24 protein-coding genes are annotated in these 21,590 nt (G+C 73.1%); 13 read left to right on the top strand and 11 right to left on the bottom strand.

Features of this window, described 5'->3' with window-relative positions; genetic code table 11:
- Positions 1–31: 31 nt before the first annotated feature.
- Complete coding sequence (locus K8F61_RS15060; RefSeq protein ID WP_231819700.1) at positions 32–1,996, bottom strand: M13 family metallopeptidase; 1,965 nt, start codon at positions 1,994–1,996, stop codon at positions 32–34.
- A gap of 49 nt (positions 1,997–2,045) precedes the next feature.
- Between K8F61_RS15060 and K8F61_RS15055 the strand changes: the two genes are divergently transcribed.
- Complete coding sequence (locus tag K8F61_RS15055; RefSeq protein ID WP_231819699.1) at positions 2,046–3,311, top strand: heparan-alpha-glucosaminide N-acetyltransferase domain-containing protein; 1,266 nt, start codon at positions 2,046–2,048, stop codon at positions 3,309–3,311.
- 6 nt (positions 3,312–3,317) lie between these two features.
- On the opposite strand, the gene K8F61_RS15050 is transcribed toward K8F61_RS15055, so the two are convergent.
- Positions 3,318–3,875 carry a DnaJ family domain-containing protein gene (locus tag K8F61_RS15050; protein ID WP_231819698.1) on the bottom strand — a complete coding sequence of 186 codons (558 nt, stop codon included), beginning with the start codon at positions 3,873–3,875 and terminating at the stop codon, positions 3,318–3,320.
- Between the two features lie 109 nt (positions 3,876–3,984).
- Between K8F61_RS15050 and K8F61_RS15045 the strand changes: the two genes are divergently transcribed.
- Together K8F61_RS15045 and K8F61_RS15040 are read left to right on the top strand one after the other, a co-directional pair.
- Positions 3,985–5,304 (top strand): MATE family efflux transporter, encoded by a 1,320-nt coding sequence (locus tag K8F61_RS15045; RefSeq protein ID WP_231819697.1) that lies wholly within the window; start codon positions 3,985–3,987, stop codon positions 5,302–5,304.
- A 142-nt stretch (positions 5,305–5,446) separates the two neighbouring features.
- Entirely contained in the window at positions 5,447–5,650 is a 204-nt protein-coding gene (locus K8F61_RS15040) for a hypothetical protein (RefSeq protein WP_231819696.1), read from the top strand.
- 18 nt (positions 5,651–5,668) lie between these two features.
- Here the strand turns inward: K8F61_RS15040 and K8F61_RS15035 are convergent, their stop codons facing one another.
- Genes K8F61_RS15035 through K8F61_RS15020 form a run of 4 tightly spaced genes read right to left on the bottom strand, consistent with a single transcriptional unit; the run spans position 5,669 to position 9,516 of the window.
- Positions 5,669–6,880 (bottom strand): hypothetical protein, encoded by a 1,212-nt coding sequence (locus K8F61_RS15035; RefSeq protein WP_231819695.1) that lies wholly within the window; start codon positions 6,878–6,880, stop codon positions 5,669–5,671.
- Between the two features lie 57 nt (positions 6,881–6,937).
- Positions 6,938–7,621, bottom strand: coding sequence for a response regulator transcription factor (locus K8F61_RS15030; protein WP_231819694.1), 684 nt, complete (start codon positions 7,619–7,621; stop codon positions 6,938–6,940).
- Positions 7,618–8,838: a sensor histidine kinase gene (locus tag K8F61_RS15025; protein WP_231819693.1), complete on the bottom strand. Its 1,221-nt coding sequence runs from the start codon at positions 8,836–8,838 to the stop codon at positions 7,618–7,620. Before K8F61_RS15025 ends, K8F61_RS15030 begins: the two co-directional genes overlap by 4 nt.
- Positions 8,839–8,886: 48 nt before the next feature.
- Entirely contained in the window at positions 8,887–9,516 is a 630-nt protein-coding gene (locus tag K8F61_RS15020) for a TrmH family RNA methyltransferase (protein WP_067243903.1), read from the bottom strand.
- A gap of 80 nt (positions 9,517–9,596) precedes the next feature.
- Between K8F61_RS15020 and K8F61_RS15015 the strand changes: the two genes are divergently transcribed.
- The 5 genes from K8F61_RS15015 (at position 9,597) to K8F61_RS14995 (ending at position 12,139) form a co-directional block, all read left to right on the top strand.
- The gene (locus K8F61_RS15015) at positions 9,597–9,917 is read left to right on the top strand and encodes a hypothetical protein (RefSeq protein WP_231819692.1); all 321 of its coding nucleotides are present in this window, start codon (positions 9,597–9,599) and stop codon (positions 9,915–9,917) included.
- A 38-nt stretch (positions 9,918–9,955) separates the two neighbouring features.
- Positions 9,956–10,582 carry a metal-dependent transcriptional regulator gene (locus tag K8F61_RS15010; protein ID WP_231819691.1) on the top strand — a complete coding sequence of 209 codons (627 nt, stop codon included), beginning with the start codon at positions 9,956–9,958 and terminating at the stop codon, positions 10,580–10,582.
- A gap of 48 nt (positions 10,583–10,630) precedes the next feature.
- Positions 10,631–11,452 carry an HAD-IIA family hydrolase gene (locus K8F61_RS15005; RefSeq protein WP_219086289.1) on the top strand — a complete coding sequence of 274 codons (822 nt, stop codon included), beginning with the start codon at positions 10,631–10,633 and terminating at the stop codon, positions 11,450–11,452.
- Positions 11,453–11,455: 3 nt separating this feature from the next.
- On the top strand, positions 11,456–11,608 hold the full coding sequence (locus K8F61_RS15000) for a hypothetical protein (protein ID WP_169797653.1): 153 nt from the start codon (positions 11,456–11,458) through the stop codon (positions 11,606–11,608).
- Positions 11,609–11,755: 147 nt separating this feature from the next.
- Complete coding sequence (locus K8F61_RS14995) at positions 11,756–12,139, top strand: apolipoprotein A1/A4/E family protein (protein ID WP_231819690.1); 384 nt, start codon at positions 11,756–11,758, stop codon at positions 12,137–12,139.
- A gap of 39 nt (positions 12,140–12,178) precedes the next feature.
- Here K8F61_RS14995 and K8F61_RS14990 read toward each other — a convergent pair whose 3' ends face one another.
- The 3 genes from K8F61_RS14990 to pyrE are packed head-to-tail and all read right to left on the bottom strand — an operon-like array spanning position 12,179 to position 14,857.
- Positions 12,179–13,339: an anhydro-N-acetylmuramic acid kinase gene (locus K8F61_RS14990; protein WP_231819689.1), complete on the bottom strand. Its 1,161-nt coding sequence runs from the start codon at positions 13,337–13,339 to the stop codon at positions 12,179–12,181.
- Positions 13,340–13,358: 19 nt separating this feature from the next.
- On the bottom strand, positions 13,359–14,282 hold the full coding sequence (locus tag K8F61_RS14985) for an ROK family protein (protein ID WP_231819688.1): 924 nt from the start codon (positions 14,280–14,282) through the stop codon (positions 13,359–13,361).
- Positions 14,279–14,857 carry an orotate phosphoribosyltransferase gene (gene pyrE, locus K8F61_RS14980; protein WP_067243894.1) on the bottom strand — a complete coding sequence of 193 codons (579 nt, stop codon included), beginning with the start codon at positions 14,855–14,857 and terminating at the stop codon, positions 14,279–14,281. Before pyrE ends, K8F61_RS14985 begins: the two co-directional genes overlap by 4 nt.
- Before the next feature lie 201 nt (positions 14,858–15,058).
- Between pyrE and K8F61_RS14975 the strand changes: the two genes are divergently transcribed.
- From K8F61_RS14975 to K8F61_RS14955, 5 genes are all read left to right on the top strand, one after another.
- On the top strand, positions 15,059–15,601 hold the full coding sequence (locus K8F61_RS14975; RefSeq protein ID WP_067243892.1) for a YbhB/YbcL family Raf kinase inhibitor-like protein: 543 nt from the start codon (positions 15,059–15,061) through the stop codon (positions 15,599–15,601).
- A gap of 137 nt (positions 15,602–15,738) precedes the next feature.
- Positions 15,739–16,170 (top strand): GlcG/HbpS family heme-binding protein, encoded by a 432-nt coding sequence (locus tag K8F61_RS14970; RefSeq protein ID WP_067243890.1) that lies wholly within the window; start codon positions 15,739–15,741, stop codon positions 16,168–16,170.
- Complete coding sequence (locus tag K8F61_RS14965) at positions 16,167–18,341, top strand: malate synthase G (RefSeq protein ID WP_231819686.1); 2,175 nt, start codon at positions 16,167–16,169, stop codon at positions 18,339–18,341. The genes K8F61_RS14970 and K8F61_RS14965 overlap by 4 nt, the downstream gene beginning before the upstream one ends.
- A gap of 52 nt (positions 18,342–18,393) precedes the next feature.
- Positions 18,394–19,242 (top strand): exodeoxyribonuclease III, encoded by an 849-nt coding sequence (locus K8F61_RS14960; protein ID WP_231819685.1) that lies wholly within the window; start codon positions 18,394–18,396, stop codon positions 19,240–19,242.
- 5 nt (positions 19,243–19,247) lie between these two features.
- Positions 19,248–20,090: an HAD family hydrolase gene (locus K8F61_RS14955; protein WP_231821568.1), complete on the top strand. Its 843-nt coding sequence runs from the start codon at positions 19,248–19,250 to the stop codon at positions 20,088–20,090.
- A gap of 144 nt (positions 20,091–20,234) precedes the next feature.
- On the opposite strand, the gene K8F61_RS14950 is transcribed toward K8F61_RS14955, so the two are convergent.
- Together K8F61_RS14950 and K8F61_RS14945 are read right to left on the bottom strand one after the other, a co-directional pair.
- Entirely contained in the window at positions 20,235–20,861 is a 627-nt protein-coding gene (locus K8F61_RS14950; protein WP_067250524.1) for a dihydrofolate reductase family protein, read from the bottom strand.
- A complete protein-coding gene (locus tag K8F61_RS14945) occupies positions 20,858–21,589 on the bottom strand; it encodes a winged helix-turn-helix transcriptional regulator (RefSeq protein WP_231819684.1) in 732 nt (243 codons plus the stop codon). Before K8F61_RS14945 ends, K8F61_RS14950 begins: the two co-directional genes overlap by 4 nt.
- Position 21,590: the final 1 nt, after the last annotated feature.

The following is a 21,590-nucleotide window of genomic DNA, read 5'->3' as shown; positions in this document are numbered from 1 at the left end:
CCGACAGGGTTCGTCGGCGACCGCATCGGCGTCACCAGATGGTGACGCGCTGTGCCGGATCGAGCCACAGCCGGTCGCCTTCCGCGACGCCGAACGCCTCGTAGAAGGCGTCGATGTTGCGAACGATCTGGTTGCAGCGGAACTCGTTCGGCGAGTGGGGATCGACGGTGAGCAGGCGAATGGTCTCCGCCTCGCGGCTCTTCTGCTGCCAGGTCTGCGCCCACGACAGGAACAGGCGCTGGACGCCCGTGAGACCGTCGATCTCCGGCGCGGCCTCGCCCCGGAGGGAGAGCTCGTAGGCCTTCAGCGCGATGCCGAGACCGCCGAGGTCCCCGATGTTCTCGCCGATCGTCAGGGCGCCGTTGACGTGGTGGTCGCCGCTCAACCCCTCCGGCACGAGGGCGTCGTACTGGGCGATGAGCGACCCGGTGCGCTCCTCGAACGCGGCGCGGTCGGCGTCCGTCCACCAGTCCTGGAGCCGGCCGTCGCCGTCGTAACGGCTGCCCTGGTCGTCGAATCCGTGCCCGATCTCGTGCCCGATGACCGCGCCGATGCCGCCGTAGTTGGCGGCGCTGTCGCGGGCGGCGTCGAAGAACGGGTACTGCAGGATCGCCGCGGGGAACACGATCTCGTTCATCAGCGGGTTGTAGTACGCGTTGACCATCTGCGGCGGCATGAACCACTCGTCGCGGTCGATGGGCTTGCCGACCTTGCCCACGGTGCGGTCGTGCTCGAACGCGGCGGCGCGTCCGGCGTTGCCGACGAGGTCGTCCGCCGAGATCTCGACGGCGGAGTAGTCGCGCCAGGTCTGGGGGTGGCCGATCTTCGGGGTGAAGGTCGCGAGCTTGGCGAGCGCCCGCTCGCGGGTCTCCGGGCTCATCCACTCCAGCTCGGAGATGCTCTGCCGATAGGCCTCGATGAGGTTCGCGATGAGCTCGTCCATCGCCTCCTTGGCGGCCGGGGGGAAGTGGCGCTCCACGTACACCTTGCCGACCGCGTCGCCGAGCGAGCCCTCCACGAGGGAGACGCCCCGCTTCCAGCGCTCGCGGATGGTGGGGACGCCGGTGAGCTCGGTGCCGTAGAAGGAGAAGTTCTCGGCGACGATCTCATCCGTGAGGAACCCGGCCAGGCCGTGCACGACCTTCGCGCGCAGCCACGCCTTCCAGTCGTCCAGACGCCCCGGGACCAGCAGCGAGCCCAGGCCCTCGAAGAAGCTCGGCTGGTAGACGACGACCTCGTCGAACGCCCCGGGGTTGGCGGGCGCGACCGTCTCCCGCCACGGGGCGAGGTCGACGCCGACGAGCTCCTGGAACTCGGCCCAGGTGCGGAGGTTGTACGTCTTCACGGCGTCGCGGCTCGCCACGTTGTCCCAGTGGTGGGCCGCGATCTCGTGCTCCAGCGCGAAGGAGCGCTCCGCGTCCCCGGCCGGATCGGCGATCCCGGCGAGCCCGAGCAGGCGCTCGACGTGCGCCCGGTACGCGGCACGCGTGTCCGCGAAGGTGTCGAGACGGTAGTAGCTCTCGTCGGGGAGGGACAGCCCCGCCTGAACGACGAACGGCACGTAGCGCTCCGGGTTCCCGGGATCGGGCTCGACGTAGAGGCCGATCAGCGCGGCGACGCCGCGGCGGTCGAACTCGCCGGCGGCCGCGAGGAGCTCGGGGATCGAGGAGATCGCGTCGACGGTCGCGAGCGGCTCGCGCAGCGGCTCGATGCCGGCGGCCGCGATCCGCTCCGTGTCCATGAAGCTCGCGAACAGGTCGCCGATCTTGCGCGCCTCGGTTCCCGGTTCCGCGTCCTGCGCCTCCTCGATGATCGCCCGCACGTCCTTCTCGGCCTGCTCCGCGAGCAGGTGGAACGAGCCCCAGCGCGCCTTGTCGGCGGGGATCTCGGTGTTCTCGAGGAACGTGTGGTTCACGTGACGGTAGAGGTCGTCCTGGGGGCGGATCGCGGGATCGAACTCGCCGGTGGCGAGGCCGGAGGGCAGCACGTCGGTCATGGATCCCACCCTATGCGCGGGCGGCGACACCGCGTCCTATCGTGTTCCCATGGCACGCACACCCGCCGCGTCGGCCGCCGCCGCCGGTCCCGCGTCCCCGGCGGCGTCGCCCGCGCGGATCGCCGGCCTGGACCTGGCCCGCTTCGTCGCCGTGGCCGGGATGATGGCGGCGCACGTGTGGACCGTGACCCCGTCCGGGGAGGAGTCCCTCGCGGCCGCCGCGGTGTCGGGAAAGGCGGCGGGGCTGTTCGCGGTGCTCGCCGGCGCCGGGATCGCCCTGACCTCGCGGCGCGATCTCGCCGCCGGACGCGTCGGCGCCGCCCGACGCAATCTCTTCGGGCGCGGCCTCGCCCTCGTGATCATCGGCCTCACGCTGGGCCTGGCGCCGTCCGGCGTGCTCGTGATCCTGGTCTTCTACGGCGTCCTGTTCTGGGTGGCGATGCTCCTGGTGCGCTGGTCGGACCGTGCGCTCGTGATCGGCGCCGCGGCCCTCGGCCTGATCGGGCCGGTCGCCACCGCCCTGCTGCGCGCGGCGCTCGCGCAGCTCTTCGGACCCCCGGCGGGCGCGAGCACGCCGTCCTGGCCGAGCCTGCGGGATCCGCTCGCTCTCCTGCAGGACGTCCTGCTGACCGGCGCCTACCCGGTGCTGACCTGGATCGTCTACGCCATGGTCGGGATGCTGGTCGGCCGCGTCCTCCTCCGGGCGTCCGATGCAGGATCCCGGGCACGTGCGGCCCGGCGACTGGCGGTCGTGGGCGCCGTCGCCGCGCTCGGCGGCTGGGGGCTCAGCGCCCTGCTCGCGGGACCGTTCGGCACCCTGGCGGCGCTGGAGGCGGAGCCCGCCTGGCTCGGCAGGGATGTCGAGGGCGCGTTCTACGCGTCCGGGTACGGCACGCCGCCGCCCGGGAGCCTCTGGTGGCTCGCCTCTCCCGCGCCGCACACGGGGACGCCGTTCGACCTCGCGATCACCACGGGCGTCGCGCTGGTGGTGATCGCCCTGTGCCTGGCGGCCGGGGCTGCGCTGCACGGGATCGGCGCGCGGCTGGTGGAACCGGTGCGGCGGGCGGGCGCCGCTCCGCTCACGATCTACACGCTCCACGTCCTCGCGACCGCGGTGACCGGGCTCGTGCGGGAGTCCGACGACGGGGCCCCGTGGGGCGTCGCGTGGTACGTGTCCAGCCCGGGGATGTGGGCGCTGCACGTCGCCGGCGCGGTGCTGGTCGGCCTCGTCCTGCTGCTGCTCGACCGCCGCGGGCCGTTGGAGACGTTCGTCTCGTGGTCGGGGCGGCTGTTCTCCCGGACCCCGCGGGCCTGATCCCGCTCAGTCGCGGGCGCGCCGCGCGGAGAACCACCGCCGGCGCGGACGCTGCTCGTCCGGTTCGGCGGTCGGGGCTTCGTGTCGCGCCTCTCGCCGCTGCCGCCACGCCGCGACCTCGGCGTCGGCGTCGCGCGTCCGCGTGACGACCGGCGGGCCGCCCTGCAGCTGCCGCCGGGCCTCGACCACCCGACGGTTGAAGTCCTCGATCAGGGCGCGGACATCCTCTTCACGCCCGAGGGCGTCGAGCGTCTCCTCCATCCCGCGGTCCTCCACGCGCAGGAGAAGGGCGGGCGGGCCGAGGCCGGTCAGTCCCTCGCGCTCGATCTTCCGCCGGATCCACCAGTCGGGATCCGACGACGCGGCCAGTCCCTCCAGGGGCTTGCCTGCGCCGGGAAGGTCGTCGAACTCGCCGCGACGGATCGCGACCTGGATCGCGGTCTCGACGATCGCCGGCATGGTCTCGGCGTTCAGGACGGCGGGTGACGGCGCGGGCTCCGTGCGGCCTCGGTTCCGTTCGACGGCGGCGCGGTAGCGATCCTCAGCGTCTCTCGTCCCGGTCATCGTGCACCCCCTGCGGTGTCGGCGTCCTCCTCCAGCCTACGACGGTCCGCCGCGGGCCGGTCCGGGACCACGCGCCGGGGACGTCGGCGCCACGGCCTAGGCTCGGTGGGTGGCCCGCTCCTCCCTCAACCGCGAGATCCTGCGCCTGGCGATCCCCGCACTGGGCGCGTTGATCGCCGAGCCGGCGTTCCTGATCGTGGACGCGGCGCTGGTGGGGCACCTGGGCACGACACCGCTGGCGGGCCTCGGCATCGCCTCGGCGGTGCTGCAGACCTTCGTCGGCCTGATGGTGTTCCTCGCGTACTCCACCACGCCCGCCGTGGCGCGCAGGTTCGGGGCCGGGGATCCCGGCGACGCCGTCTCCGTCGGGATCGACGGGATGTGGCTCGCTCTCGGGCTCGGTGCGGTGCTGGCGGTCGCCGGCGCGTGGTCGTCGCCGTGGCTGGTCGGTCTGTTCGGGGCCTCGGAGGCGGTCGCCCAGCAGGCCGACACCTACCTCGTCATCTCGATGTGGGGCCTTCCGGCCATGCTCGTGGTGTTCGCGGCGACGGGACTCCTGCGCGGGATGCAGGACACGATGACCCCGCTGTGGATCGCGGGCAGCGGCTTCGCCGCCAACGCCGCGCTGAACGCGCTGTTCATCTACGGGCTCGGCTGGGGCATCGCGGGCTCCGCGCTCGGCACGGTGGTCGCCCAATGGGGCATGGTGGGCGCGTACGTCGTCGTCGTGGGACGCCTCGCGCGGCGGCACGATGCGTCGATCCGGGCGGAGCTGTCCGGCATCCGAGGCTCGGCGCGGTCGGGGGGCTGGCTGTTCCTGCGCACCGTGTCGCTGCGCGTCGCGCTGCTGGCGACCGTGGGCGTCGCCACGGGCATCGGGACGACCGAGCTCGCCGGGTGGCAGGTCGTCTACACGGTGTTCTCCGCGGCGGCCTTCGCCCTCGACGCCCTCGCGATCGCGGCGCAGGCGCTGATCGGCAAGAACCTGGGGGCGAAGGACGAGCAGGCCGCCCGGCAGGTGCTGGCGAGGACGGTGGCCTGGGGGACGTGGTTCGGCGTGGTCGTGGGCCTCGCGATCGGAGCGCTCTCCGGTGTGATCGGCCTGGTCTTCACCGGCGACCCGGACCTCGCCGCCCTCATCCAGCCCGCCCTGATCGTGCTGGCCGTCGCGCAGCCCGTCGCGGGCGTCGTGTTCGTCCTCGACGGAGTGCTCATGGGCGCCGGGGACGCCCGCTACCTCGCGCTGGCGGGCGGCATCAACCTCCTCGTCTTCCTTCCCGCCCTCGCCGTCGTCGCCGCGACCGGCGTGGACGGGGTCGCGGGGCTCATCTGGATCGCCGTGGCGTTCTTCGGCGTGTACCTGCTGGTGCGCCTCGCGACCCTCGGCCTGCGCGTACGCACCGGCCGCTGGCTGCGCGTCGCGGTATGACGCACGGCACGTGACGGGATCCCTCGTCCTCCACCGCGGACGAGAATCTCGCCTTCCCCCCCGTGTCCGCGCCGCGACTCATCGACCGCTCAGAACCCTGGCACTCTGGCATGCAATCCGCCATACTCGAAGGGTGCTGTCGATGTCCGAACCTCAGGTCTGGGTGCTGATCGGCGTCCTCGCCGCAGCCATGTTCGGCATGATCACGGTCGTGTCGACGATGTTCATCCACGTCATCAAGTCGGAGATCGGGGGGCTACGCGCGGAGCTCATCGGCGAGATCCGCGCGCTCGATCGCGATGTGTCGGCGCTGTACCGACACGTCCTCGGCATCGACCGCGACTGAGATCGAGAGGCGGCGTTCTCAGCGCGACGGCTCCGGATCCCGGTCCTCGAGCGCCTCCAGATGCGCCAGGGCGCGCTCGCGGTTCCGTCGCTCCTCGTCCTTGGCGGCTCGCCGGGCCTCCCGCCCGCGCGGGCGGACCGGTCCGAGCGGCTCGGAGGCGCGGTGCATCGCGTACCCCCACGCGGCGAGCGCGAGCAGCGGACCCCACAGCCAGAACGGGAACAGCACGGCGGCCTCGAACAGGGCGCCGCCCGCCGGCAGTCCGCCCTCCGCCGCCAGGAGGAGGAAGTCGAGTCCTCCGGTGAGGAACAGCACCGCGACCGCGACCGCGGGGATCACGGCGAGACCGACCGGCACCGGGCGATCCCCGAGCAGGGCGAACCGCGACGAGAACCGCTCTCCCCACGGGCGGATGAGCCCGAGCGTGAGCACTCCGCCGGTGAGCATCCCGGCGCCGAGGAGGAGTCCGGTGAGCAGCATCGCGGGCTCGCGCGCGAAGAGCTCAGCGTCCCCGCCGAACTGCGGCCACGGCGTCAGCCACGACGCGCGCGCGAGGGCGTAGGGCAGGGCGCACGCGGCGGCGACGATCGTGATCGTGCGGCGATGGCGAAGGACGCCTGCGGCGACGCGGCCGTAGGGCGGGCGCGCATCGCCGATGGCCCAGAGCCCGAGCGCCGTCGACACGACGAGGTAGACGGCGGTCGTCCCTGCGAACGGCAGCTGCCGTGCGAAGGCGGGGAGGAGACGCATGAGGAGGTCACCGGCGTCGAGGAGCCGGACGGCGACGAATCCCGCCGCACCCAGGCCGGCGATCGCGACCAGGCCCGCCACCGGGTGCCGGAGCGTCAGCAGCACGATCGCCGCGACGACCAGACCCACCGCGACGAGCGCGAACGTGTAGCCGGCCACCGGTATGACACCGCCGGGGGAGAGGAGGACGACGCCCGCGGCCAGAGCGGCAGCCGCGATCCGGATTCCTGCGGGTCGGCGTGACGCGGAACGCTCGACGACGAGGGCCCGCAGTCCCGTCACGATCCCGGCGAGGCCCAGCAGCAGGCTCAGCACCGCGGACGGGACGGGCGCGATCCACCGGTCGAGCAGGCCCGGCGGCACCTCGGCGAACCATCCGGCGACGCTCGGGACGGTGAGCCGCAGAAGCGCGAGCGCCGTGACGATCGAGGACGCGGCGACCGACAGCAGGGGGAACAGGAGCCTGGTTCGTGCGTGCATGCCTCGACGCTAGGAAGCGGCGCGGCATCCCCGCATCGCCCTCCGGGGTGGATCGGATCACCCGCGCGGGTGATCCTGCTCCGTCGCCGGCCGCAGCACTCCGTTCTCATACGCCCAGATGACCACGTGGATCCGGTCGGGCAGGGCGAGCTTGGCGAGCACGGCCTTCACATGGGTCTTGACGGTATTGGGCGACAGGAAGAGGCGCTGGGCGATCTCGTCATTGGAGAGCCCGGCGGCCAGCAGCCGCACGACCTCCTGCTCCCGCGGGGTGAGCATGGTCAGCGCCGCGGACGCGTCCGGATCCCGCGGCGCCACGGCGCTCCGCACGAATCCCACGAGCGCCTCCAGGGCCCGCCCCCCGACCACGCGCTCGCCCGCCGCGACCGCCACGACCGCGTCCGCGACCGCCTGCGGCGCCGCGTCCTTGGTCAGGAATCCGCTCGCGCCCGCGCGGATCGCCCCCACCGCGTACTCGTCCAGATCGAACGTCGTGAGGACCAGCACGCGCACGCCGGGATGACGACGGCGCACCTCCGCCGTCGCGGCGATGCCGTCGGTGCCGGGCATCCGCACGTCCATCAGCACCACGTCGACCTCCCGCTCGTCCGCGAGAGCGATCGCCTCGTCCCCGGACCGCACCGAGCCCACGATCTCGATCCGCTCGTCCCGCGCCAGCATCAGCGCGAGCGCCTCCCGGAGCAGGTCCTGGTCGTCGGCCAGCAGCACTCGGACCGTCATCCTCGTCCCTCCGTCGCGCCTCGGGCCGCACCGCCATCCCCGTACGGGAACACCGCCCGCACCGTCCACGCCCGGTCACGGCCTGCCGTGCTCGGCCCGGCGGTCAGGACGCCGCCCGCGAGCCGCACCCGCTCGGCGAGGCCGACCAGGCCGGTGCCGCTGCCGAGCCCGAAGTCCCGGCGTCCGGCACCGCCGTCGTCCTCGACGACGGCCTCCAGGGCGCTCCGTTCCCATCGCAGTGCGACCGTCACCCGCACGGGCGGCCTCGTGTGCCGGATCGCATTCGTCAGCGCCTCGCGCACGACGTGGTGGAGCGCGAGCATGGCGCCCGGCCCCAGTGCGACGGGCACGCCGCTCTCGTCCAGCTCGATGTCGACGCGGGGGCTGCGGGCGTCCTCGACGAGCGCGCGCACCGCCGCCAGATCCGGCGCCGGCGAGCGAGACGCCTCGTCGGCGACGACGCCGCGTATGCCCCGCAGCGCCTCCCGGCCGGTCCGGGTGACGACGTCGAGGGCGCGCTCGCTCGTCGGCGGGTCTTCGCGCAGGAGCGTCCGCGCGACCTCCGCCTGGGCGATCATCACCGTCAGCGCATGGGCCACGACGTCGTGGAGATCCCGGCTGATCCGGCCCCGCTCGGCGATCACGGCCTGCTCGGCGCGCATGCGCGCGGCGTCCTCGACCCGGATCCGGCGCGAGCGCTCCAGTGCGCCGAACGCCCACGCTGCGGCGTTGACGGCCGCGAGACCGACGAACGAGCCGAGACGCAGGAGCGGATCGGGAAGGTCCGTGGCGAGCGCCGACACGATGCCGGCGCCCATGACGCCGACGCCCAGCGCCGCGAGGCTCAGTCGCGTCGTGCACTGGACCGCGACCTGGCCGAGGCAGAGCAGGAACGCCGCCGCGGACGGATACAGTGCGGCCGCCACGACGCCGTACGCCGGGAGCAGGGCGAGCGCGAGCATCACCAGGGCCGCGGCGACGAAGGCGGGTCGCGGATGCCGGACGGCGACGAACGAGGCGGCGTGGAGCCCGACGAACAGGGCGATGGCCGCGACGACGACGAGCGGGGGGCCGTCCGCCTGGACGAGGGACACGATCGTGGCCGGCAGGAGGACGACCGTGGCCGCGGCGGTCGCGATGACGTCGATCCGGAGCCAGAACCGCGGCGAGGCCGTTCGCGCGGATGCGCGCGACGCGGCCCTGCCCTGTGCTCTCACCCCCTCATGCTCCCATCCCGGGTCCGGTCCGCGGCGGTCCGCCGGTCGTCATCCGGCGTGCCGCCGGCACCACTCGTACATGATGACGGCCGCTGCCGCACTGGCGTTGATCGACCGCGTCGATCCGTACTGCGTGATCTCCACGTGCCCGCTCGCCGCCGCGATCGCCTCCGCGCTCAGCCCGGGCCCCTCCTGCCCGAAGAGCAGGACGCAGCGCGCGGGCAGGTCCGCCTCCTGCACCGGGAGGGCGCCCTCGACGTTGTCCACCGCGATGATCGGGATGCGTTCGTCCCGCGCCCACGCGGCGAAGGCCGCGACGTCCTCGTGATGCACGACATGCTGGTAGCGATCGGTCACCATCGCCCCGCGGCGGTTCCACCGGCGCCGACCGATGATGTGCACGGTGTCGGCGAGGAAGGCATTGGCGCTGCGCACGATCGAGCCGATGTTCATGTCATGCTGCCAGTTCTCGATCGCGACGTGGAACGGGTGGCGGCGGGCGTCCAGGTCGGCGACGATCGCCTCCATGCGCCAGTAGCGGTAGCGGTCGATCACGTTGCGGGTGTCGCCGTGGGCGAGCAGCTCCGGGTCGAAGTGCGCGTCCCCCGGCCAGCTCTCCGGGCCGCCGGGCCACGGCCCCACGCCGTGCGTGCTGCGTTCGGGCGTCTCGGTGCTCACTCGCTCAGCCTATTCACCGGTCGCCGGCCGCGGCTCCGGCCCGCGCCGGCCGGCCGCACCGACGCGGGTAGGCTCGTCCCATGCCCTCCGACTCCCGTCGCCCCGACGACTCCGCGGCTCGCCGCGCCGTGGCGATCTGCACGTGGGCGGGGATCGGGACGGCGGCTCTCGGGGTGCTGCTCGTCGCCGTGCCGTCGTTGCTGCCCGTCGGCGGTCCGTGGGTGCAGCTGGCGCTCGGGGCGATCACGCTCTTCCTCGCGTTCCGCGCGCGGGCGATCGGGATGCGCGGTGTGAACGACTTCGACGGCCGACTGGGGCTGCTGGCGGCGATCGCCGGTTTCGCGATCATCTTCTTCGCCGGACAGGTCGCCTTCGCGACGCTCTCGAGCCTCGGCGGCTGACCGGGAAGCCGGGACCGGCCCGCCGGTAGGCTGGATCCGTGGCCTCCCCCGCGTTCGACGACTACCTGAAGACCGTGTACGCGCACACGGAGTGGCAGGCCGCCCCGATCACCCCCTCGCAGCTCGCGCTCAAGCTGGGGATCGCGCCGTCGAGCGTCACGGAGATGGTCAAGAAGCTGGCCGCGGCCGGACTCGTCTCCCACGTCCCCTACGGCGCCGTGCGCCTCACCCCTGAGGGCGAGCAGCGTGCGCTGGCGATGCTGCGGCGCCACCGCCTCATCGAGACCTGGCTCGTCCGCGAGTTCGGCTACGCCTGGGACGAGGTCCACGACGAGGCCGAGGTGCTGGAGCACACCATCAGCGACCGCCTGCTCGAAGGCATCGACGAGCGGCTCGGCCGACCCCGGTTCGATCCGCACGGGGATGCGATCCCGGACGCGGCGGGGACCGTCGACCGCGCGCCGTTCGTCCTGCTCGCCGACGCCGCCATCGGTCACGTCGGCCGGGTGCTGCGCGTGGACGACCGCGATCCCGAGCTGCTGCGCGCGCTGGAGAACGCCGGGGTGTCGGTCGGCGTCACCGTCGCGGTCACGCCCGACGGCCCCCGCGTGGAGGGGGCTGCGCTTCCGGACGGCAGCGCGGCGATCGTCTGGCTCACCGCCTGAGGGCGACGCGGATCGCACGCGCCCAGCCGCCGGCTCTAGGCTGATCCCATGTCCGAACGCGCCGAGATCGAATGCTGGCTCACCGACATGGACGGCGTGCTCGTCCATGAGAACGACGCGCTGCCCGGGGCCGCCGACCTCCTCGCCGGATGGGAGCGCGACGGGATCCCGTACCTCGTCCTGACGAACAACTCGATCTTCACCGCGCGCGACCTGTCCGCGCGCCTGCGCGCCAGCGGACTGCACGTGCCGGAGGAGCGGATCTGGACCTCCGCGCTCGCCACGGCGGACTTCCTCAAGCAGCAGCAGCCCGGCGGCTCGGCGTTCGTGATCGGAGAGGCCGGCATCCTGACGGCGCTGCACGAGGCCGGGTTCATCATGACCGAGACGAACCCGGACTTCGTCGTGGTCGGCGAGACCCGCAACTACTCGTTCGAGGCGATCACCAAGGCCATCCGGCTCATCGAGCGCGGCGCGCGCTTCATCGTCACCAATCCCGACGCGACGGGCCCGAGCGCCGACGGGCCGCTGCCGGCGACCGGGGCGATCGCGGCGCTCATCACGAAGGCGACCGGGCGCGAGCCGTACGTCGTCGGAAAGCCCAACCCGATGATGTTCCGCTCGGCGCTGAACAAGATCGGCGCGCACTCCAAGGTCACCGGCATGATCGGCGACCGGATGGACACCGACATCGTCGCCGGGATCGAGGCCGGCCTGCACACGGTCCTGGTCCTCACGGGCATCAGCGACCGCCGCGAGATCGAGCGCTACCCGTTCCGACCGGACGAGGTCGTGGGCGGCGTCATCGATCTCCTCCCCGCTCCGGGCGACGCCCCGGCGAGTCCCGCGGACGAGGCCTCGGAGGGCTGACCCGTGTCGCAGCACACGCTCCTGCTCCTCGTCGGGCTGGTGATCGGCCTGACGACGCTCGTCGTCCTGATCGTCCAGTTCGTGCGGTCGCGCCGCGGCTCCGGGCCGCAGCGCGGGTGGTGGGAGGGTCCCTGGGACGAGGACGAGAAGCGCTGACGACGAGCTGATCCGCGTCGCGCTCGTCCTCCCCAGGGCGGCCCGCTGCGGACTTGTCCACGGTCCGCGCGAAGGGCACGCCGCCCCCGTCCGACGAGCCTCTACGGTCTCTGGTGAACCGAGTTTCCACCGAGCGACAATGGAGGGGTGTACGTGTCACCGGAGATCTTCGCGGTCGTCCTGAGCGCCGTCGGCGTCGTCGTGACGTTCGGGGTCGCCATGGTCGCGGGCTTCGGCTGGTGCGTGCGACGCATCGACGCCGCCGTCGCCCGCCTCGAGCACCGGGTGGACGCGCGCATCGACGCGCTCGACGAGAGACTCACCGCCCGGATCGACGCCGTCGAAGAGAAGCTCACCGCCCGCATCGACGCCGTCGACGAGAGACTCACTGCCCGCATCGACGCCGTCGAAGAGAAGCTCACCGCCCGCATCGACGCCCTGGAGAACCGGCTCACGACGGAGACCACGGACCTCAGGGTGGCGATCGCACGGATCGAGGGCACGCCGCGGCGACTGCTGACGACGCACTGAGTCGTCGGACCGAACCCGATGGGCCTCGGCGGGCCGGCGTCAGGTCAGCGTCAGGCCCGACACCGGCTCCGCAGGCTCCGGCATCCGGAGCGGTCCGTCGCCGGGCGTGATCGTGCCGAGGATCCGCGCGGCCGCGGCGCCCGTCGCCTCGGGCAGCACAGCGGGAACGCCGTTCATGGTGCACCACCCGATGAGGGCGAACAGGATCGCCTCCTTGGCGTCGGCGGGTGCGCCCAGCTCGTCCGCGAGCACCACGTCCGCCCCCGGCAGCGCGGCCCGCAGCCCGTCCATGACCTGCGGATTGCGGCAGCCGCCGCCGGAGACCGCGAGGAAGCGCACCCCGGCCTCGCGGATGTCGGCGGCCACGGTGCGCACCGTGAGCTCGGTGAGCGTCCGGACGACGTCGGCGACGGGGATCGGACGCTCCTGCGCCGCGAGGTGCTGACGCACGTAGTCGAGGTGGAAGTGCTCCTTGCCCGTGCTCTTCGGCGCCGGCAGGCCGTAGTACGGATCCGCCAGCAGCGCCTCCAGCAGCCGCTCGTCGACGTGTCCGGCGGCGGCGATCCGGCCGTCCTCGTCGTAGCCGCGATCGTTCAGCCCCTCGGCGACGATCACCGCGTCGATGAGGGCGTTGGCCGGGCCGATGTCGTATCCGCGCACGTCGCCCTCTCCGCCGACGATCGTGACGTTCGCGATCCCGCCGAGGTTGAGCGCGGCGGCGGGCCGGATCCGTCCGCGCAGCAGCAGGTCGTCGAGGAACGGCACGAGCGGGGCGCCGTTGCCGCCGGCGGTGATGTCGCGGATGCGCACGTCGGACACGACGGGCACGCCCAGACGCTCGGCGATCCACGCCGGCTGGCCGACCTGCAGCGTTCCCCGCGCGGCGTTGCCCTCCACCCAGTGGTAGACGGTCTGCCCGTGCGAGCAGACGGCGTCCACGCCCCCGACGGCCTGCGCGGCCGCCGCGGCGACCTCGGCGAAGGCCTGCCCGATGAGGGTGTCGAGCTCGGCGATCTCGGCGAGCGTGGTGGAGTTCGGCGGCAGGGCGGCGATCAGTCGCCGCCGCAGCACCGGGTCGTAGGGGATCTCGGTCGTGTGCAGCACGCGTCCGCGCAGGAGCGTCCCGTCCCGCTCGAACGCGACCACGGCCGCGTCGATCCCGTCGTGGGACGTGCCCGACTGCAGCCCGAGGACCCTCACCGGCTCATCCCTGCGGCCCTCATCGGTCGTCGTCCGAGGCGGTGCGGAGGATCAGCGCGGCCGCACCGATGAGCGGGCCCTCGTCCTCGAGACCCGATCGGACGACCCGGGTGCGCCGCGAGTAGTCGTGCGCCGCCGTGTCGACGACAGCCCGCTGGACGAGGTCGATGTAGTCCGCCGACACGCGGGAGAACCCGCCGCCGATCGCGACGACCTCCAGGTCGACGAGCGTCGAGGCGTCGGCGAGCGCCGCTCCCACCGCTGCGGCGGAACGCTCGATCGCCGCCCGGGCGATCCGGTCACCGGCTGCGGCGTCGCGCGCCAGGTCCTCGCCGCGTTCGCCCGTCCACCCCTGCGCACGCGCCCAGGCCACGCTCGCAGGCCCCGAGGCCACCTCCTCCAGGGTCAGCGGCCCCTCGGCGTGCACCTGCCCGAGGTGACCGGCGTTGCCCGTGGCGCCCGGCAGGTACCGCCCGCCCATCACGAAGCCGCCGCCCACGCCGGTGGACACGACGATCGACAGCGACGAGGCCGCCCCCTGGGTCGCGCCGAGCCAGGACTCGGCGAGCGCGAGGCACCCGCCGTCGTGCCCGAACGCCGTGCGGACCGGTGCCCCGCGGACGGCGGAGGCGGAGTCGCGCACGGCGCCGGCGAGATCGAAGCCCCGGGCTCGCGGCATGTTCACCGGGTGGATCAGACCGCGCTCGCGATCGATCGGCCCGGCGCTCCCCACGCCGGCCCCGAGCAGCTCGTCCCCCGACGAGAGTCCGGCGAGCGCCGCGGAGATGACGGCGTCGAGCGCCTCGCGGAGCGAGTCGGGCGTGGCGTCCGGACCGGTCGGGCGGCGGGTGCGCGTCGCGTCGACGACGGTGCCGTCCGCGGCGACGAGCGCCGCCTCGAGCTTGGTGCCGCCGACGTCGACGGCCAGGGCGTAGGCGGTCACTGCGGGTCGAGCCCGAGGTCGTCGAGGTCGATGGCCGCGCGCCACTCCAGCCCGGCGGCCTCGATCGCTGCCTGGGCGCCGGTCTTGCGGTCGACGATCACCGCGACCGCCACCACCTCGGCGCCCTCGCGACGCAGCACCTCGACCGCTTTGAGCGCGGACTGGCCGGTGGTGGAGGTGTCCTCCAGCACGACCACGCGGCGTCCCGCCACCTCGGCGCCCTCGATCTGGCGTCCGCGCCCGTGGTCCTTGGGCTCCTTGCGCACGACGAAGGCGTCCAGCGGACGGTCGCTGTCGGCGGCGGCGTGCAGGACGGCGTTGGCGATCGGATCCGCGCCGAGCGTGAGCCCGCCCACCGCGACCACGTCGAGGTCGGCGATGAGATCGCGCATGATCCGACCGATCGCGGGCGCCGCGCGGTGATCCAGCGTGAGACGACGCATGTCGACGTAGTAGGTCGCCTTCTTGCCGCTGGAGAGCGTGAAGTCGCCGTGGAAGACGGCCTCAGCCGTGATCAGGGCGATCAGGGCCTGGCGGTCGGCCTCGAGTTCCGGGGTGCTGAGCGTCACGGGCATCAGTCTACGGCGGCCTCCCGGACGCCCTGGGTGCCGGGAGTGCTGCACGATCCGGGTACGCATGCAGGATCGCTCCCGCGGATCCGCCGTGCTCCCGTGTCGGGATCGTGCATCCGCGCCGCGCGCCGCCGCCGCCCGCCTGGCGTGCCGTCCGCCCAGCGCCTATCGTGGCCCGCGTACGCCACAGAAGGAGGAGCAGCCGTGCTCGACGTCGATCCCTATGCCGCCCTCGCTCGCCTGCGCGAGTTCGCACCGCTGGAGCTGACCAGCCCCGACTTCGCCGACGGCGCGCCGCTCCCGGTCAGTGCCTGGTCGGCCTCCCGCGGAGGAGAGGACCGGTCGCCCGCGCTGAGCTGGGGCGAGCCGCCCGCCGGCACGAAGAGCTTCGCGGTCTCCTGCCTCGATCCGGACGCCCCGACCGGCACCGGGTACTGGCACTGGGCGGTCGCGAACCTCCCCGCCGATCTGCGCTCCCTCGCCGCGGGAGCGGGCGACGGCGAGCCGGGCTCGCTTCCCGCCGGCGCGGTGACGCTCCCCAACGAGGCGCGCCTGCCCCGCTACATCGGCGCGGCTCCGCCGGCGGGGACCGGCGTCCACCGCTACGTCTTCGTGGTCGACGCCCTGGACGTCGAGGCGATCGAGCTCACGGGAGACGAGACGCCCGCGTACCTCGGGTTCAACCGCCACTTCCACACGCTGGCACGCGGCATCCTCACCGGGACGGGCGACCCCGCGGACCGCTGACGCGTCACCTCGCCTCCCCTGCTCTGGACGGATGGCGCGGTTTGCTGCATCATTTCATATTGCGAAAGTTTTTCTTCACTATGTGGATATCTGCAGGAAGCTGACCCGATCCGCCCGGACCGACCCGAGGAGACGCCATGTCCACCCACCGTCAGATCGCCGCGATCACCTACGAGACCGCTGCCCGCGCCGTCTCGCTCGCCATGGAGATCGGCGCGGACCACGGGGTGCGCGCGGTCGTCGCGGTCGCCGACCCCTCGATGACCGTCGTCGCCTACGGCATGGCCGACGGCGCCACCCCGCACAGCGCCGAGACCAGTCGCCGCAAGGCCGTGACCGCGGCCTCGATCCGGCGTCGCACCGCGCAGATCCCTGAGGCCCTGTCCGTCGCCCTGCCGCTGGGCACGGGCGGGGCCCTGACTACGATCGACGGAGGAGTGCCGATCGTCTTCGGCGACGACCACGTCGGCGGACTCGGCGTCGCCGGGGGGACCCCGGCGCAGGACGCCGCGATCGCGCTCGAGACCCTGCACCGTCTCGGCGCACAGGTGGAAGGAACGGAACCATGACCTCGTATCTCTCCCGCGCCGACCTGTCGGTGGCCGCACCGATCGCCGCCTTCGCCGAGGAGTCGCTGACCGCGTCGGGACGGGACCCCGAGGCCTTCTGGGCCGGCGTCAGCGCGATCGTCCACGACCTCGGCCCCCGCAACGCCGCCCTGCTGCGGACCCGGGACGAGCTGCAGCGCCGTATCGACGACTTCCACCGCACGCGCCCGGGCGTCCCGGACCGCGACGCCTACCGCGCCCTGCTCACCGACATCGGCTACCTGGCGGCGGACCCCGGCGCGGTCGCCGTGACGACCGAGGACGTGGATCCGGAGATCGCGACCCTCGCCGGCCCGCAGCTCGTGGTGCCCCTCCTCAACGCGCGCTTCGCCCTGAACGCCGCCAACGCCCGCTGGGGCTCCCTCTACGACGCCCTCTACGGGACGGACGCGATCGACCGGACCGGCGACCTCGCCCCCGGCCGCGCCTTCACCCCCGCCCGCGCGGCCGCGGTGGTCGCGCGGGGTCGGGAGCTGCTGGACGCGATCGCGCCCCTCGCCGGCGGCTCGCACCGCGACGCCACCGGCTACGCCGTCGACGACGAGGGGCTGGCCGTGCGGACCGCCGACGGCGTGCGCCGTCTCGCCGACGCCACGGCCTTCGTCGGCTTCGCCGGCGATCCCGAGGAGCCCCGCGCGGTGCTGCTGCGCCACCACGGCCTACACGCCGAGATCGACGTCGACAGGAACGGGTCGATCGGGCGCACCGATCCCGCGGGCGTCCAGGACATCCTGCTGGAGTCGGCGATCACCACCATCCTCGACCTGGAGGACTCCGTCGCCGCGGTGGACGCCGAGGACAAGGCGCTCGGGTACCGCAACTGGCGCGGCTTCATGGACGGCACGCTCACCGAGACGGTGACCAAGGACGGCCGCACCTTCACCCGCGCCCTGGCCGCGGACCGCACGTACCGCACGGCGGCGGGCGACGAGGTCACCCTCCCCGGCCGGGCGGTGCTGTTCATCCGCAACGTCGGCCACCTGATGCGCACCGACGCCGTGCTCGACCGGGACGGCGAGCCGGTGTTCGAGGGGATCCTCGACGCGGTGATGACCGCGCTGGGCGCCCTGCCGGATCTGGAGGGACCGGACGCCGGGCGCAACTCCCGGACCGGATCGATGTACATCGTGAAGCCGAAGATGCACGGCCCCGAGGAGGTCGCGTTCGCCGTCGAGCTGTTCGGCCGCGTCGAGGAGCTGCTGGGGCTGCGGGCACGCACCCTGAAGATCGGGATCATGGACGAGGAACGGCGCACGTCGGCGAACCTCGCCGCCGCGATCGCCGCCGCGTCCGACCGGGTGGTCTTCATCAACACCGGCTTCCTCGACCGCACCGGGGACGAGATCCACACCTCCCTGCACGCCGGCCCGTTCCTCCCCAAGGCCGCGATCAAGGCGCAGCCGTTCATGCAGGCGTACGAGGATCGCAACGTCGCGATCGGCGTCGCCTCGGGACTGGACGGGCACGCGCAGATCGGCAAGGGCATGTGGGCGGAGCCGGACCTCATGCGCGCGATGCTGGAGAAGAAGATCGCCCATCCGCTGTCGGGGGCGTCCACCGCGTGGGTGCCGTCTCCCACCGCGGCCACCTTGCACGCCCTGCACTATCACCAGGTGGATCCGTTCGCCGTGCGCGCGACGCTTCCGCCGGTCGGCGAGGACGCCCTGGACCGGCTCCTCGTCCCGCCGCTCGCGGGAGAGGGCGTGCTCACCGCGGACGTGGTGGCGGAGGAGCTCGACAACAACGTGCAGTCGATCCTCGGATACGTCGTGCGCTGGATCGACCAGGGGATCGGCGTCTCCAAGGTCCCCGACATCCACGGCACCGGCCTGATGGAGGACCGCGCGACCCTGCGCATCTCCAGCCAGCTGCTGGCCAACTGGCTCCTGCACGGCGTCATCACGCCGGAACAGGTGGATGAGAGCCTGCGCCGGCTGGCGGAGGTGGTCGACGAGCAGAACGCCGGCGACCCCGCCTACGAGCCGCTCGCTTTCCCGGACGGCGCGGAGCCGGGCATCGCGTACACCGCGGCTCGCCGCCTGATCCTGGAGGGGGCGGACCAGCCGAGCGGCTACACCGAGCCGCTGCTGCACGGTCTGCGGCGGGAGAAGAAGGCGCAGCAGCAGCGCTGACCGCATCCGCCGCCGGTCCGGGGATGTCCGCAACCGAAACTAGGCTGGACGCATGCGTCTGGCGACCTGGAACATCAACTCGATCCGCACGCGCGTGGCCCGCGCCGTCGACTTCGTCGTCCGTGAGGACATCGACGTGCTCGCGCTGCAGGAGATCAAGTGCACGCCGGAGCAGTTCCCCTACGGCCCGTTCGAGGACGCGGGCTACCACGTCGAGGCGCACGGGCTGAACCAGTGGAACGGCGTCGCGATCGTCAGCCGCGAGCCGATCACGGACGTCTCGACCGCGTTCGCCGGCATGCCCGGGTTCGCGAAGGGGCATGACGGCCCGGACGCTCCGCTGGAGGCGCGGGCGCTCGGGGCGACCGTCGGCGGCGTGCGCGTGTGGAGCCTGTACGTGCCCAACGGCCGCTCTCTCGGCGACCCGCACCTCACCTACAAGCTGCACTGGCTGGAGGCGCTGCGCCAGGCGACCGCCGCCGAGATCGCCGCGAACCCGGCACAGCCCCTGGCGCTGGTGGGCGACTTCAACATCATCCCCTTCGACGACGACAACGGCGATCCCGACATCGTGGTCGGGCGCTCGACGCACGTCTCGCCGGAGGAGCGCGCCGCCTTCTTCGCCCTGGAGACCGCCGGGGTGCAGGATGTCGTCCGCCCCCTCCTCCCGACCGGGTACACGTACTGGGACTACCAGCGACTGAAGTTCCCCCGCAACGAGGGCATCCGGATCGACTTCGTCCTCGGCTCGCAGCCGTTCGCCGACGCGGTCACCGGCGCGTCGATCCACCGCGACGAGCGCAAGGGCGAGCAGCCGAGCGACCACGTGCCCGTGGTCGTCGACCTCGACCTCGGCACGACGGCGGACGCGGACGACGACCTGCCGATGATCTTCGCGTGACGACGATGCCTGCCTCGCCCTCCGCGGCGCCGCGCACCGCGCCCGTCCGCCTGATCGCGACGGACCTGGACGGCACGCTTCTGGACGCGGCGGGCACCGTCACCCGGCGCACGCGTGCGGCGCTCGACCGGGCCCGCGCCGCCGGCGTGCACGTCGTCCCCGTCACGGCCCGTCAGCCGATCGGCCTGCGCCAGCTCGCCGCGGACGCCGCCTTCGACGCGTGGGCGCTGTGCGGCAACGGCGCGTACGGCATCCACCTCGTGACCGGCGAGGTCCTGTTCGCCCAGGAGATCCCGGCCGCGGTGCAGCAGGAGCTCGCCGACGCGCTGTCGCAGGCGATCCCCGGGCTCCTGTTCGCCAGCGTCCGTGAGGCCGGCGAGGGCTTCGTCACGCAGGAGGGCTACGCCGCGCTCGCGCGCCTGAGCGACCACAAGCGCGATCCGCGGGACATGGTCGGGGTCCCCCTCGCGGACGTGCTGTCGGCACCGAGCCTGAAACTCGTGATCCGGCATCCCGAGGTGCCGATCGCGGAGATCTTCGCCACCCTGCGCGGCCTCGGCCTGTCGGGCTTCGAGGCGACGTTGTCCGGTGCGCCCTTCGTGGAGGTCATGGCGGAGGGCGTCACCAAGGCCACGGGCCTCGCCCAGCTGTGCACGCGTCTCGGCATCGCGCGGGAGGAGGTCGTGGCCTTCGGCGACGGCCTCAACGACCTGGAGATGCTGGAGTGGGCCGGGCACGGGGTGGCCGTCGCCAATGCGATCGACGTCCTGCGCGACGCGGCCGACGAGGTCGCCCCCGGCAACGACGACGACGGTGTCGCCCGCGTGATCGAGCGCCTCGTCGCCTGACCCGCGGCTCCACGCGGCACCCCCCCCCCGCGTCAGGCGATCGCGCGGGTTCAGGCGCGGGGCCGCGTTTTCCGCCTGATGCCGCGCGATGGCCTGAGCTCGCGCGATGGGCCGGCGTGCGCGGGCACGCCCGGACGACGCGGGTCACTCCCCCATGACGCCCGTCTCCGGCTCGCCGGGGGCGCCGGGCGCGTACCGGAGCGAGAGCGTGCCGTTGTCGCCGCTCTCCGCGTGCAGCAGGCGCAGGTTCGCCGGGGCGGCGCCTTCGGGGAACACCTTCTTCCCCTGACCCAGGACGATGGGATAGACCCACAGCTGCAGTTCGTCGTAGAGGCGCTCGGCGAGGAGCGTCTGCGCGAAGTCGATGCTGCCGATCACGTGCACGTCCTGGTGCCGTTCGCGCAGCGCCGCCAGCTCGGCGGCCAGGTCCGCGCCCACGCGGGAGCTTCCCTGCCAGTCCAGGGCGATGTCCGCGTCGCGGGAGGCGACGTACTTCGGCACCCGATCGAAGAGCTGCCCGATCGCCCCCTCCGGGCCGGTGGTGTGGTGCGGCCAGTAGCCGGCGAAGATGTCGTACGTGCGTCGCCCCAGCAGCAGGGCGTCGAGGGTCTCCATGCCCTTCATCACGCTCCGGCCGACCGCTTCGCTGGGGACTCCCGCCTGCCAGCCCCCGAACCGGAACCCGTCGGTCGGATCCTCCTCGGGCCCGCCCGGGGCCTGGGCGACGCCGTCGAGGGTGGTGAACAGGTCGATGATGATGCGTCCGGTCATGATGTGCTCCCTTGCAGCTCTGGTTCGGACGAGCCGGCCCCCGCACTCCGGGCGGGGATCGGCGGGATGTGGAAGGTCCGGGCGAAGTCAGCGAGCGCGGAGACGTCGCCGCGGACGACGGCCAGGAGATCCTGGTCGATCGCCTCGGCGGGAGTGACCTCCCGCGCGATCAGCCGGCGGATGCCGGGACCGGCGACGATCAGCGCGTCGGCCTCGCCGTCGGGAAGCGCCCCGCCCACGGGCGGCGCCGGCGGGGCCAGCTGCACGACCGACAGCGTGCCCGCGTGCACCCGCACACGGAGAGCGACGTCGCCGACGTGCAACTCGTAGTCCCCGTCGACGGCCTCGTCGCGGCGGAACGCGGTGCGCAGGGCCATCGTCAGGGAGTCGGGGGTCACGACGTCGCCCTCCTGCGGATCCCCCATCGCCTGGAACCCCCACCTTCCGAGGGCGAGGATCACCGGTTCCAGCTCGCGGCCGTAGGGGGTCAGCTCGTACACCAGCCCGCAATTGCGCAGCGGTACCCGACGCACGACGCCGCCCTCCTGCAGATCCTTGAGCCGCGTGGACAGGATGTTGGTGGGGATGCGCGGCAGCCCCTGCTTGAGGTCCGTGTAGCGCCGGGGGCCGACCAGCAGATCGCGGACGATGAGCAGCGCCCACCGTTCCCCGATCAGTTCGACGGCCGTCGTCACCCCGCAGTACTGGCCGTAGCTCCGCGCCGCCATG

Origin of the sequence: Microbacterium resistens, assembly GCF_021172025.1 — a bacterium.
Classification (GTDB): Bacteria; Actinomycetota; Actinomycetes; order Actinomycetales; family Microbacteriaceae; genus Microbacterium; species Microbacterium resistens.
Note: the sequence above shows the minus strand (reverse complement) of the source record. Positions and strands in the feature narration are given on the sequence as shown.

Excerpts from the sequence above, each read along its gene's own strand:
- K8F61_RS14950 (WP_067250524.1), bottom strand. The coding sequence starts at position 20,861 with ATGACCGGACGCATCATCATCGACCTGTTCACCACCCTCGACGGCGTC.
- K8F61_RS15050 (WP_231819698.1), bottom strand. The coding sequence starts at position 3,875 with ATGACCGGGACGAGAGACGCTGAGGATCGCTACCGCGCCGCCGTCGAA.
- K8F61_RS15035 (WP_231819695.1), bottom strand. The coding sequence starts at position 6,880 with ATGCACGCACGAACCAGGCTCCTGTTCCCCCTGCTGTCGGTCGCCGCG.
- K8F61_RS15060 (WP_231819700.1), bottom strand. The coding sequence starts at position 1,996 with ATGACCGACGTGCTGCCCTCCGGCCTCGCCACCGGCGAGTTCGATCCC.
- K8F61_RS14955 (WP_231821568.1), top strand. The coding sequence starts at position 19,248 with ATGCCTGCCTCGCCCTCCGCGGCGCCGCGCACCGCGCCCGTCCGCCTG.
- pyrE (WP_067243894.1), bottom strand. The coding sequence starts at position 14,857 with ATGCCCGTGACGCTCAGCACCCCGGAACTCGAGGCCGACCGCCAGGCC.
- K8F61_RS14965 (WP_231819686.1), top strand. The coding sequence starts at position 16,167 with ATGACCTCGTATCTCTCCCGCGCCGACCTGTCGGTGGCCGCACCGATC.
- K8F61_RS15040 (WP_231819696.1), top strand. The coding sequence starts at position 5,447 with ATGTCCGAACCTCAGGTCTGGGTGCTGATCGGCGTCCTCGCCGCAGCC.
- K8F61_RS14960 (WP_231819685.1), top strand. The coding sequence starts at position 18,394 with ATGCGTCTGGCGACCTGGAACATCAACTCGATCCGCACGCGCGTGGCC.
- K8F61_RS14945 (WP_231819684.1), bottom strand. The coding sequence starts at position 21,589 with ATGGCGGCGCGGAGCTACGGCCAGTACTGCGGGGTGACGACGGCCGTC.
- K8F61_RS15015 (WP_231819692.1), top strand. The coding sequence starts at position 9,597 with ATGCCCTCCGACTCCCGTCGCCCCGACGACTCCGCGGCTCGCCGCGCC.
- K8F61_RS15055 (WP_231819699.1), top strand. The coding sequence starts at position 2,046 with ATGGCACGCACACCCGCCGCGTCGGCCGCCGCCGCCGGTCCCGCGTCC.
- K8F61_RS15030 (WP_231819694.1), bottom strand. The coding sequence starts at position 7,621 with ATGACGGTCCGAGTGCTGCTGGCCGACGACCAGGACCTGCTCCGGGAG.
- K8F61_RS15005 (WP_219086289.1), top strand. The coding sequence starts at position 10,631 with ATGTCCGAACGCGCCGAGATCGAATGCTGGCTCACCGACATGGACGGC.
- K8F61_RS14970 (WP_067243890.1), top strand. The coding sequence starts at position 15,739 with ATGTCCACCCACCGTCAGATCGCCGCGATCACCTACGAGACCGCTGCC.